This is a genomic window from Microcystis sp. LE19-41.2A, assembly GCF_027530405.1.
Taxonomy (GTDB): domain Bacteria; phylum Cyanobacteriota; class Cyanobacteriia; order Cyanobacteriales; family Microcystaceae; genus Microcystis; species Microcystis aeruginosa.
The window spans coordinates 1-12340 of the sequence record NZ_JAPZQJ010000172.1 but is presented as its reverse complement, the minus strand read 5'-3'; the positions used below and the strand labels follow the sequence as shown (position 1 = coordinate 12340).

General features: G+C 42.4%; 11 protein-coding genes, 1 tRNA gene and 1 pseudogene. 10 read left to right on the top strand and 3 right to left on the bottom strand.

Translation table 11 applies throughout. The features are described 5' to 3' along the window. Nucleotides 1–207: 207 nt before the first annotated feature. The 3 genes from O9290_RS07275 to tsaB all read left to right on the top strand — a co-directional run bounded on the left by O9290_RS07275 (nucleotide 208) and on the right by tsaB (nucleotide 1847). Nucleotides 208–1080, top strand: a complete 873-nt coding sequence (locus tag O9290_RS07275) for an aldose epimerase family protein (protein WP_288058642.1) — start codon at nucleotides 208–210, stop codon at nucleotides 1078–1080. A gap of 63 nt (nucleotides 1081–1143) precedes the next feature. Beyond that, a tRNA-Lys gene (locus O9290_RS07270) sits at nucleotides 1144–1215 on the top strand. Nucleotides 1216–1244: 29 nt separating this feature from the next. Then, complete coding sequence (gene tsaB / locus O9290_RS07265; RefSeq protein WP_288058644.1) at nucleotides 1245–1847, top strand: tRNA (adenosine(37)-N6)-threonylcarbamoyltransferase complex dimerization subunit type 1 TsaB; 603 nt, start codon at nucleotides 1245–1247, stop codon at nucleotides 1845–1847. 90 nt (nucleotides 1848–1937) lie between these two features. On the opposite strand, the gene O9290_RS07260 is transcribed toward tsaB, so the two are convergent. Continuing rightward, nucleotides 1938–3614, bottom strand: a complete 1677-nt coding sequence (locus O9290_RS07260) for a choice-of-anchor I family protein (RefSeq protein ID WP_288058646.1) — start codon at nucleotides 3612–3614, stop codon at nucleotides 1938–1940. 214 nt (nucleotides 3615–3828) lie between these two features. Between O9290_RS07260 and cysE the strand changes: the two genes are divergently transcribed. Together cysE and uvrA are read left to right on the top strand one after the other, a co-directional pair. Further along, nucleotides 3829–4602: a serine O-acetyltransferase gene (gene cysE, locus O9290_RS07255; protein ID WP_002757757.1), complete on the top strand. Its 774-nt coding sequence runs from the start codon at nucleotides 3829–3831 to the stop codon at nucleotides 4600–4602. A 97-nt stretch (nucleotides 4603–4699) separates the two neighbouring features. Next, complete coding sequence (gene uvrA / locus O9290_RS07250; RefSeq protein ID WP_288058648.1) at nucleotides 4700–7612, top strand: excinuclease ABC subunit UvrA; 2913 nt, start codon at nucleotides 4700–4702, stop codon at nucleotides 7610–7612. Here uvrA and O9290_RS07245 read toward each other — a convergent pair. Both O9290_RS07245 and O9290_RS07240 read right to left on the bottom strand, forming a co-directional pair. Beyond that, nucleotides 7569–8345 (bottom strand): class I SAM-dependent methyltransferase, encoded by a 777-nt coding sequence (locus O9290_RS07245; protein WP_288058650.1) that lies wholly within the window; start codon nucleotides 8343–8345, stop codon nucleotides 7569–7571. The two genes, uvrA and O9290_RS07245, sit on opposite strands and share 44 nt — an antisense overlap. Further along, entirely contained in the window at nucleotides 8338–8622 is a 285-nt protein-coding gene (locus O9290_RS07240; RefSeq protein WP_288058652.1) for a hypothetical protein, read from the bottom strand. Before O9290_RS07240 ends, O9290_RS07245 begins: the two co-directional genes overlap by 8 nt. Before the next feature lie 254 nt (nucleotides 8623–8876). Between O9290_RS07240 and O9290_RS07235 the strand changes: the two genes are divergently transcribed. The 5 genes and pseudogenes from O9290_RS07235 to fabG all read left to right on the top strand — a co-directional run bounded on the left by O9290_RS07235 (nucleotide 8877) and on the right by fabG (nucleotide 12221). Then, a complete protein-coding gene (locus O9290_RS07235; RefSeq protein WP_002757768.1) occupies nucleotides 8877–9173 on the top strand; it encodes a hypothetical protein in 297 nt (98 codons plus the stop codon). A 6-nt stretch (nucleotides 9174–9179) separates the two neighbouring features. Then, nucleotides 9180–9584: pseudogene (locus O9290_RS07230) on the top strand (type II toxin-antitoxin system VapC family toxin). Between the two features lie 228 nt (nucleotides 9585–9812). Further along, nucleotides 9813–10298, top strand: coding sequence for a DUF29 domain-containing protein (locus O9290_RS07225; protein WP_288058654.1), 486 nt, complete (start codon nucleotides 9813–9815; stop codon nucleotides 10296–10298). Nucleotides 10299–10403: 105 nt separating this feature from the next. Further along, a complete protein-coding gene (locus O9290_RS07220; protein ID WP_288058660.1) occupies nucleotides 10404–11303 on the top strand; it encodes a lysophospholipid acyltransferase family protein in 900 nt (299 codons plus the stop codon). A gap of 141 nt (nucleotides 11304–11444) precedes the next feature. Beyond that, nucleotides 11445–12221 (top strand): 3-oxoacyl-[acyl-carrier-protein] reductase, encoded by a 777-nt coding sequence (gene fabG / locus O9290_RS07215; protein WP_288058662.1) that lies wholly within the window; start codon nucleotides 11445–11447, stop codon nucleotides 12219–12221. Nucleotides 12222–12340: the final 119 nt, after the last annotated feature.

Here is a 12340-nt window from a genome sequence, read left to right as displayed (position 1 = left end):
GATGGGTTAGTGGTAGCGTAACATGAGCGGGTGTTGGGTTTCATGCTTCAACCCAACCTACGTTCTATGTTAGCAATCAGCTTTTTAGTCAGCTGTACCGATAACTGATAACTGATGACTGATAACTGATGACTGATGACTGATGACTGATAACTGATGACTGATAACTGATAACTGATAACTGATAACTGATAACTGATAACTGAAATGACTTTTACGATCACTCAAAACCAAAATCAATATCTTACCTATTGTCTCAAGGATGAAGAAGCTGACGCTTATCTGGAAGTGGTTCCCGCTAGGGGAGGAATCATCACCCGTTGGCAAATTTGCGGAGAAGATATTTTATATCTGGACAGAGAAAGATTCAAAGATCCTAACCTCAGTGTGCGAGGAGGAGTCCCGATTTTATTCCCTATCTGCGGCAACTTACCCGATAATACCTATCAACACCAAGGCCGAAACTATAGCCTCAAACAACACGGATTTGCTCGTGATTTACCCTGGCAAGTGAGCAAACAAAGCACCGAAACTGCCGCTAGTTTAACCCTAGAATTAAACAGTAATGAAGCAACTCGTCAAGTCTATCCCTTTGATTTTCAATTAATCTTTACATATCAACTGCAAGGAAACAGCCTCAAAATTCACCAAAAAGTTATTAATCTTTCACCCGAAAAAATGCCCTTTTCTATCGGGTTCCATCCCTATTTTCAAGTCACCGATAAAACCCGATTATCTTTTGATATTCCCTCCTCCCAATACCTCGACCAACGCAGGAAAACCCTCCATTCCTACTCCGGCAACTTTGACTTTAATCTCGAAGAAATTGATGCCGCTTTTCCGCAAATTACTCGCCATCAAAGTAGTTTTAGTGATTCCTATCATCAGCGTCAAATTATCCTCAGTTACGATAATCTCTATACAACTATAGTTTTTTGGACTCTGAAAGATAAAAATTATATCTGTCTCGAACCCTGGAGCGCCCCCCGCAACGCCCTCAACACAGGCGAACATTTGACCTACCTGGAACCCCAGAGTAGCCGTGAGGCGATCGTGGAAATGCGAGTCAATCAAATTTAAATTACCCCTTGACTTAGCCCAGATAAGATGTTATATTGATGAATCGTGTGCAGAACACGAAACGGGTCGCTAGCTCAGCGGTAGAGCACTCGGCTTTTAACCGATTGGTCTTGGGTTCGAATCCCAGGCGACCCATAAAAACTTACTGATACAGAAAGATTGACTTGTCTTCCCCTGTCTATGGATTAGCCTTGCATACCAGCAGTCCCCAACTAGGACTGGCCCTCTCTAATTTCAGCGATGATAGTCGTCAACAAACTTGGGACTTAGACAGGGACTTATCGAACCTATTCCACCCCTATCTAAAACAGTTCCTAGCCCCGCAAAAATGGGCTGATTTAGCCTTTCTAGCCACCGCTAAGGGGCCGGGGAGCTTTACCAGTACCCGCATCGGTATAGTCACGGGTAGAACCCTAGCACAACAATTACAGCTACCGATTTTTACCGTCTCCAGTTTAGCGGCCTTTGCTTGGTCACAACGGGATTTTTACCCCCTTGATACCCATCTAGCCCTAGAAATGCCCGCAACTAGGGGAAAATTGTATGTGGGCATCTATCGGGGTAATCGGGTTTATTTAGCTGATAGGCTGATGACTCCAGAACAATGGCAGCACACTTTAGAAAACTTAACTATTTCCTATCAAAGATTAGCCACACCCAGTTATTTAGGCATAAATGCCCCCGATATCCTCGATTTAGCCCATTTGGATTGGCAAATGGGAAAACGCCCCCATTGGTCGGAGGCGCTACCATTTTACGGGATGTGATTAATGGATTTCTTGCAAAAATCAAAAATCTGACCTTAGGTGAGGAGTAAGGAGCCAGTAGTCAGGATTCAGGAGAATTAAGAATGAGCATTAATCAATTAAATGCTCTAATTGGGAATTCCCTCTTTTTTTCAAACTATAGCCAGCTAGTCCGAGGGTTACTAATCCTAAAACTGCGCTAGGTTCTGGGACAGGTTTCACGGAATAAATCGCCACATTACGACTGACTTCATTGGCAACAATTAACAGGGGAGTACCATTGGGACTATCGGCAGCGGGAATAAATAATAATCCTTCGGGAGAGATATCGCCTAATTGCCAATCGTTGATATAATCAACAAAGAAAGGATGACTAGGGTTGGTGATATCATAAACCATGAAACCGCCAGCCCTTTCTATTCCCACAAAAGTATAGAGACGATTGCCTACAGTTCCCACGGCTAAACCTTCCGGTTCCGGGCCGCGGTTATCGCTACGACTATCGAAACTACTAGGAGTACCATCGGAATTAAAGATACTAGGAGTTAGGGGAGTTGCCGAAAAAGCCGCCAAAATTTGTTCAAAATCATCGCCGCTATCGAAGACTTGGGACAGTCCATTAGTGACATTCCAAATCGAAAAAGAACGACCACCGTAGGCAAAAAGTTGACTATATTGACCTTGGTCGTTACGTCCGTCGATGCTAGAAACATCCAAACGGCCGAGATTTTGGGCTAATTGCAATTCGGCGGCATTAGGAAAAACATTGGGGTCTAAGGTTAAACTAGAAACTCGTCTGGCCTCATCTCTAGTATCCCCTTCGTTGGCAGTAATTAAATAGGTTTGTCCGGCGATGGTAACGGTGGCGATCGTATCCGGTTGATATAAGCCAAAAACCGGCCAATTATTAATTCTCACTGCTGGGGAATTAGCCGCTCCTCCAAATACTACCCCATCTCGATCGCTAGGGTCCAAACCATTACCTGGTGCGTTAAAATTTTTGGCTCCTAGGGGTACAATACTGGTGACTTGAGCGTTAGCAACATCGACTACGGCAACAGCATTATTTTCCTGTAGAGACACCCATGCAGTGGTTCCATCGTCGGAAACGGTGATGTATTCTGGTTCCACATCTTGGGAAACCGTTTGACCGGGGAAAATGCGGACTCCCTGATTTCTTAAAGTGTTCTCTTGACCATTAAAACGGGTAAAGGTAGCAGTGTTGACCGTGGCATTGAGAACACCAGTGCTAAGGTCAATAATACTAACGGAACCATTGGGATCGATCGCCCCTCTTGCTTCCCCTTCGTTAGCGACCAAAACCCGATTACCGTCAGGAGTAAAGGTTAACATATCTGGTAAAGCACCCACAGTAACCTGACTCTGAAAGACACCATTAGTATTGAAAAAGACCACACTGCCGTTATTGGTAATCTGACTAGCTTCCATGGCCACGGCCACGATACCATTTTTGATGGCAACGCTGTTAACCCCTGCACCGTAGGGACTAAGATCGATCGAGGGTAAGCGAATTGGACTAGCGGGATTGCTGATATCGGCAATATCTAGACGATTATTGGGACCGGTCACGAATAATTTTCGACTAGCTGGGTCATAAGCGGGGATTTCTGCCCCGAAGTTATTAGCAGCAGTTGTACTATTGCCAAGACTGCTCAATCGGGTGATATTTAAAGCTGAGGCAGATTCGGTAACAATATTGATACTGCCAGCAATTGACAGCAAGGTTAATAAAAATTGCCAATGGTGACGATAGATAGGATGAATCATATTTTTAGCTGAAAACCTGCAAAAAAAGGCTAAACAATTGCATTTTTTCAGCCCCAAGTTAAAGGAAGATTAAACAAGAGAGAAATTAAGGATATCTTCAAAATTTGGCCAAGGTCAGTAAAAGCGAACTAGGAGAAGGAGTTCCTCGATCGCTTTTTAGTTGAACGGCTCATTTACCGGAGTGATAACATGGTTTAGTATAAGCTCGATCAATATGGAATCAAGACTCGTGTTATCTATTCTCCTAGCCGATTTCAAGATCATTTTTGAACGTGACCCCGCTGCCCGCAACTGGTTAGAGGTACTGTTTTGTTATCCTGGATTACAGGCTTTACTGTGCCATCGCTTCGCCCATTGGCTATATCAGATCGGGATTCCCTTTATTCCCCGTTTAATTTCCCATCTTGCCCGTTTTCTGACTGGTATCGAAATTCACCCCGGCGCCCAAATTGGTCAGGGTGTTTTTATCGACCATGGCATGGGAGTTGTCATCGGAGAAACCGCCATTATCGGTGATTATGCCCTCATCTATCAGGGAGTTACTTTAGGAGGGACGGGGAAAGAAAGCGGTAAACGTCACCCGACTCTAGGGGAAAATGTGGTCGTCGGCGCTGGGGCCAAGGTTTTAGGTAATATTTATCTGGGTAATAACGTTCGCGTCGGTGCTGGTTCTGTGGTCCTACGCGATATTCCCGCCGATTGTACCGTTGTTGGTGTACCCGGTCGTTTAATCTATCGCGCTGGGACGCGGGTGCAACCCCTCGAACACGGTGATTTACCCGACTCGGAAGCGGTGGCTATTCGCGCCTTGGTGGACCGCATCGAACAACTGGAAAAACAAGTGTACGAATTGCGGCTAGAACGGTCAAAAGAACCAGATTATCGGATTAATTGCCCAGTTTTAGCCCATTTAGAAGAAGAAGCGAGTCATGGCTGTTGCCCTGCGGCCGATCAAGATATGCGCGAGTTTCTCGAAAGAGCGGTTTAACCCCGAGAATCTTTTGATATGATAGAAGACTGGTTTTCTAGTAGCTGAAACCCATTCGTCAAAGCTATTATTGTTAAGGACTACTTGGCACCATCCGATGGCTCAAACTGACTCGATCCGTATCCGTGGCGCCCGACAACACAATCTCAAAAATGTTGATCTCGAATTACCCCGCAATCAGTTGATTGTTTTTACGGGAGTGTCGGGATCGGGCAAATCTTCCCTCGCTTTCGACACTATTTTTGCCGAGGGACAGCGCCGCTATGTGGAGTCCCTCAGCGCCTATGCGCGCCAATTTTTAGGACAATTGGATAAACCCGATGTGGATGCGATCGAGGGTTTAAGTCCGGCTATTTCCATTGACCAAAAATCCACTTCCCACAATCCCCGTTCTAGTGTGGGAACTGTAACGGAAATTTACGATTACTTGCGTTTATTGTTCGGTCGTGCCGGTGAACCCCATTGTCCCCATTGCGATCGCAATATTGCCCCCCAAACCATCGATCAAATGTGCGATCGAGTGATGGAATTAGCCGATAAAACCCGATTTCAAATCTTAGCGCCAGTAATTCGCGGCAAAAAAGGCACCCATAAGCAATTAATCTCTAGTTTGGCCTCCCAAGGCTTTGCCCGGGTGCGGATTGACGGCAAGGTAGTAGAATTATCCGAGGGCATCGAGTTAGATAAAAAACATCTTCATGATCTTGAAATTGTTATCGATCGCCTGATCAAAAAAGAGGGTTTACAGGAAAGATTAGTGGATTCTTTAACCACTTGTTTAAAGCATTCCGATGGTGTAGCGATTGTGGAAATTCTCGATGAGAATAACGAAGATAATCCCGAAGTTACCAAAGAAATTATCTTTTCCGAAAAATTTGCCTGTCCCGAACACGGGGCAGTTATGGAAGAGTTATCCCCCCGTTTATTCTCTTTTAATTCTCCCTATGGTGCTTGTCCCAACTGTCACGGATTGGGCAGTTTACGGAAATTTTCGGCAGATTTAGTCATTCCAGACCCAAAACAACCGGTATATTCTGCTATTGCCCCCTGGTCAGATAAGGATAACTCCTACTATCTTTCTCTCCTCTACGGTTTAGGGCAAGCTTTAGGTTTTGAAATTCAAACCCCTTGGCAGAAACTAACAAAAACCCAGCAAGATATCATTCTCTATGGGAGTAAAGAACCGATCTATTTTGAAGATGATTACCGTTATGATACTGGTCGCGGTTACTATCGAGAATTTGCGGGAGTTATCAATATCTTAGATAGGAATTATCAAGAAACCACCTCGGAAGTTATTAAACAAAGACTAGAGAAATATATTGTTAACCAAACCTGCGAAGTTTGTCACGGAAAAAGATTAAAACCGGAAGCTTTATCGGTACGTTTAGGACAATATACGATCACGGATTTTACCGGAGTTACCATTCGGGATTGTTTGCAGAGAATTAATGATTGTCATTTAACCCCAAGACAAGCATTAATTGGGGAATTAGCCCTCAAAGAAATCAAAGCGAGACTACAATTTTTAATCGATGTGGGATTAGATTATCTTACCCTCGATCGACCGGCGATGACTTTATCCGGGGGAGAATCCCAACGAATTAGATTAGCTACTCAAATCGGTTCGGGATTAACGGGAGTATTATACGTTCTCGATGAACCTAGCATTGGATTACACCAAAGAGATAATAGTAAACTGTTAGAAACCCTGCAAAGATTGCGAGATTTAGGTAATACTTTAATTGTCGTCGAACACGATGAAGAAACGATTCGGGCAGCCGATTATGTGGTCGATATCGGTCCGAAAGCGGGGATTCATGGCGGAGAAATCATCTGTCAAGGCAGTTTTAAAACCCTTTTAAAGTCCAAAAAATCGATAACAGGGGCCTACTTATCGGGCCGCAAAGTTATTGAAACTCCCCCCCAAAGAAGGGAAGGGAATGGTAATGCTTTAGTCTTAAAAAATTGCCATCAAAATAACCTAAGAAATATTGATGTAACGATTCCTTTAGGAAAATTAGTCTCGATTACGGGGGTATCTGGTTCGGGCAAATCTACCCTAATTAATGAGTTATTATATCCAGCTTTACAACATCATTTAACCCGTTTAACTCCCTTCCCCAAAGAGTTAGAGAAAGTGGAAGGATTGGACGCGGTTGATAAAGTAATTGTCATCGACCAATCACCGATAGGACGCACTCCTCGGTCAAATCCTGCCACCTATACGGGGGTTTTTGACATTATTCGCGAGATTTTCACCGAAACCATCGAAGCAAAAGCTAGAGGTTACAAAGCGGGGCAGTTTTCTTTTAATGTTAAAGGAGGACGCTGTGAAGCTTGCCTAGGCCAAGGAGTAAACGTCATCGAGATGAATTTTCTCCCCGATGTCTATGTGCAGTGTGATGTGTGTAAAGGGGCGCATTATAATCGGGAAACCCTACAGGTTAAGTATAAAGGTTATTCGATCGCCGATGTCTTAGATATGACGATCGAGGAAGCATTAAAGGTCTTTGAAAATGTCCCCCGGGCCACCACCAGATTACAAACTCTCGTGGATGTGGGTTTAGGATACTGTAAACTCGGTCAAAGCGCGCCCACTTTATCCGGTGGGGAAGCGCAAAGGGTGAAATTAGCGGCCGAATTATCCCGACGGGCCACGGGAAAAACCCTATATTTGATCGATGAACCGACTACGGGGTTATCTTTTTATGATGTGCATCATCTCTTAGATGTGTTACAAAGATTGGTCGATAAAGGTAATTCGATTATCGTCATCGAACATAATCTCGACGTGATTCGCTGTAGCGATTGGATTATTGATTTGGGACCGGAAGGAGGGGACAAGGGAGGAGAATTAATCGCGGTGGGAACACCGGAAACCGTGGCTAAATGTGAAAAATCCTACACCGGTCATTATCTTGCCCAAGCATTACTTCAATATCCCCCAAAAAAGCGGGATAATATTAGGGAAGAACACAGAGATAATAAAGCCAATGATCAAGATTAGTATTTAACTCTTGTTCGCTCTTAATTTCCTGACCGGTTTTCCAAGAATAAATTTTAATCTCTTGAAAGTAAGACCTTAACTGTCTTAATTGTTCTTTGGGGGTGGCGTAATAATTTCGCAGACGAAAATTATGGGGTTCATCCCGAATAATTGCATAGTCAGCAGTCAATAACTGTTGGTAGCTAAGAGAGGGATTACAGGCCCGCAAAATCGCCCAGATGACTAAATTGACATAGCTACTAAAAGGATTCAAACTAATCTTTTTTTTCCAATCGAATTCTGGGATAATTCCCTGAAGATTATGACTAGAAAAGCAAAAATAACCACCCGCTTTACCGATGCGGCTAATTTCCTCTAAAACTAGAAAACGGTCAGCATGGGAAATATAATCAATGCCATTAAAACTAAAGAGAATAAAATCAAAATAATTATCCGCAAATTGTTCTAGATTTCTAGCATCGGCCACTTGCCAGACTAAATGGGGGAATTTTTGACGACAAGCGGCGATCATTTCCGTAGAATAATCAACACCGATATATTCTCCCACAAGAGGGGCAAAATACTTCGTAGTCCGTCCCGCACCTACCCCTAAATCAAGCATTTTCATCGTCGATAAACGCTCTTGCAGCAGGGTTAAAATTGTCTTTTCTGCCGGCTGTAGTGCGGTTAATTGGGCATAATAACCGACAATACTAGGGTCTCTATAGGTTTGCTGATTTTTGTCCTTAATCATTCTTGAGCGCTCTTTCCTCATAATCTGGCTGTTTTTCTCTTACTAATAATTCACCTTCCCAACCGCCAATTACTTCTTCAAAAAAGCCTTCTTGCCATTGGCTAAATGTAGTTTTTTCTTCTTGTTCTTTTAGAGATATTGGCTGATAAACTAAGGTGACTTCTAAATCTGTGTTTTTAAGTTCAGGCGGTAAAGATATTTGTAATGTTCCATCTTCTCCTACACGGGTTTTAAAACTAATTGTTCTCATGGTTTCGGCTAAGGTTACTACTATCATAAGGATAGTGTAATATGTCCTCATCTGACAAGGTGCGTCCCCTGCGGTCTTTTAACCATAAAGACATCTTCACCCCAAACAGGTCGGACATGACAGAAACTACCATCCGATGAGAATGGCCATACATCCCACTCAAGACACCGTTATGCCGCTCTCTTCTCTTCGAGATCGAACTCACGATGTTGCATAACCACGAGAAACTTGATATATTGGCAGTTGATAAATATTATTGAAAATTTACTGGCGGCATAAATATGTTATCAACTGATGTCAGACAAAAATCGATGATTAAGAGAATTGAGCAAGTTGTTTCTATTTTAATGGAAGACCGTCCTTTCTTTAAAGAGGAACTTAATTATTCAGAAATAGTGAAACATTTGGTTGAATTATTTGAAAAAAATTTACCTTTTGAGGAGTTTAACACTATGTCAGAGGCAGAACTGAAAGAGCATTGTAGCTTGATTATGTCCACAGAAATCCTGTCAAAAATTGGCGGCGATTTTACTCCTGAACAAATGGCTATTTTCGATGAAGCAATTAAGCGTAAATAGGTAATTATGAGTTATTTGTTAGATACTAATATCGTCTCTTTGATCATTAAGCGTAATCTTGAAATTTATCAAAAAATTGAAGATGTCAAAGCTCAAAGAAAAAGTATCTTTATCAGTTGCATTACTTATTTTGAAATTAAGAGGGGATTTTTGGCAGTTGCTGCACCTAAACAAAGAGAAAGATTTAACCAACTTTGTCAGGATTATCAAATTATTTTATTAGATGATTTAGCTATTTTATAAAAAGCAGCCGAAATTCATGCTCATCTTAGATTAAGAGGATTACCCATACAAACAGAAGATATTTTAATTGCTGCTACTGCTATAGTTAAAAGTTTAATTGTTGTTTCTAATGACGGTGATTTATTGAGGGTTGAAGGATTAAGTTTAGAGAATTGGGTAGAGTTATAAATTAAACCCAATCTTTAATTCATCCGACATATTTTAACAGCTTGAGTCAGTAAAGACGTGCGTTACACTACGTTAACGCACCCTACAAAATTGGCTATGCACCAATGATCCTATAAACGAGAATTAGCGGGGCGGTGATTTTTCCCGTGTCAATATCAAAATTAGGAGAAAGTGGCCTAATATATATATGAGGGTGCTTATTTCCTATTAAAAACCGCCAACAACCCAATGAAAACTTTAAATCAGAATCCCTGGCAAGTAGAGGGAGGAGAAACCCTGCCCCTACTTTACGAAATTGATCAACATCTTTGGTTAGAGGAAACAATAAAACTCCTCAAGGAAAATCGCTTAGATGAATTAGATGTAATCCATTTAATTGAGGAATTAGAAAGCTTGAGTAAAAGAGATAAAAACCGAGTCAGTAGCTTACTTGAACAAGTAATCAGGCATTTATTACTTTTACAATATTGGACAACAGAAGCCGAAATAAATGGGAATCATTGGCGAGCGGAAATTATCAGTGTTCGCACGCAATTAAGAAAATGTTTAACGACGAATTTACAGAATTATTTAGCTGAGGAATTACCGATAATCTATCAGGATGCTTTCGATTATGTTCAACAAAAAACTGGTTTTTCTGGCGATTTTCCCTCAGAATGTCCTTACAGTTTAGAGCAATTATTAGATAAAAATTGGTTCCACTGTGAAGATTAGACATTAAAAATGATAGAATTATCGAGGAAAGCCGTTCTAAAACGATGGGTTTTTTAACCGAAATTTGCGATAATAAGGTGCGATTAAATTATCAACTTGGCATCAATGCAGATTTTTAGCTCTTTTGTCTCATCTACGGCCACTTTTGCCGAATTATCCCTACAAGCAGCCAAGGCCCCTGTTGATACCCTCACCGGTTGGTCATTAGAGGATCGGGATCCGCAAGTGATCGAAAAATTTGTCCCCCTTCTGGATTGGTTTTATCACCATTATTTTCGGGTTAAAACCGATGGTTGGGAAAATATTCCCCCCTCAGGACAGGTATTATTCATCGGCTCCCACAACGGCGGTTTAGCGGCTCCCGATATGTTTATGATGATGTATGATTGGTTTCAACGCTTTGGCAGCGATCGCTTAGTCTATGGTTTGATGGATTCGCGAGTCTGGCGATTTTTTCCACCCCAAGCTAGTCTAGCAGCCCAAATGGGGGCCGTTCATGCCCATCCCAAAATGGCGATCGCTGCTTTAAATAGTGGCGCTAGTGTCCTCATTTATCCGGGAGGTGCTACGGATGTTTTCCGTCCCCACAGTTTAAGAAATAAAATTCATTTTGCCGGTAATCAAGCTTTTGTTAAACTAGCTTTACAGTACGAAGTGCCGATTATTCCCGCCATTTCCCACGGCGCTCACTCGACTCTGTTTGTCCTCGAAGATATTTATCCTCAATTAAAAGAATTGCATAAACAGGGTATGCCTTGGCCTTTCGGTATTGACCCCGGGACCTGTCCCATCTATTTCGGTTTACCCTGGGGACTAGCTATCGGTCCCTTGCCGAATATTCCCTTACCCGTATCGATACAGACGCGGGTTTGTCCCCCAATTATTTTTGAACGTTACGGCAAAAAAGCAGCCCGGGACCGCCGTTATGTACGCGAATGTTATGAGAAAGTCTGTTATTTGATGCAGCAACAACTCGATCAATTAGTGGCGGCCAATTCTCCCTGATACTATAGAGGAAAGTGGGGACATAGCGATCGCACTTGAGCATTGCTGCGGTCAGATTAACCCGCTTGTGAGATAATGAAGTGTTTTGAGCAAAGTTATCAGTACAGAGTTTTCTCTTGAGATTTGACGATTATTTGGGGAATGCAGAAAATTATGAAACTATTACCCGCAGAATGCCAGCATTTACAAGACAAAGTAGCCATAGTAACCGGGGCCTCGCGAGGGATCGGTAAAGCGATCGCCTTGGAATTAGCCAGCCAGGGTGCTACTGTAGTGGTGAACTATGCTAAATCTAGCAGTGCTGCCGATGCCGTTGTCGAAGAAATTACCGCGGCTGGGGGAAAGGCAATAGCTCTACAAGCAGATGTGGCTAAAAGCGAAGAAGTGGATAATTTAGTGGATAGTACCAAGGAAAAATTCGGTCATATTGATGTCTTAGTTAATAATGCCGGTATTGCCCGGGATACCCTAATGTTAAGAATGAAATTAGAAGACTGGCAAGCGGTCATCGATCTCAATTTAACCGGAGTTTTTCTCTGCACTCGCGGCGTCAGTAAATTGATGTTAAAACAGAAAAGCGGCCGCATAATTAACATCACTTCTGTATCCGGTTTGATGGGTAATCCGGGTCAATCTAATTACAGCGCCGCTAAAGCTGGTGTTATCGGTTTAACGAAAACTTTAGCCAAAGAATTTGCCAGTCGAGGCATCACTGTTAATGCCGTGGCCCCCGGCTTTATTGAAACCGATATGACTCATGACCTCAAAGCAGATGAAATTCTCAAATATATCCCCCTCTCCCGTTATGGAAAACCAGAAGAAGTTGCCGGAATGGTGCGTTTTTTAGCCGCCGATCCCGCCGCTATTTATATCACTGGTCAAGTCTTTAACGTCGATGGTGGTATGGTTATGGCTTAATTCAGTTATCAGTTATCAGTTATCAGTTATCAGTTATCAGTTATCAGTTATCAGTTATCAGTTATCAGTTATCAGTTATCAGTTATCAGTTATCAGTTATCAGTTATCAGTTATCAGTT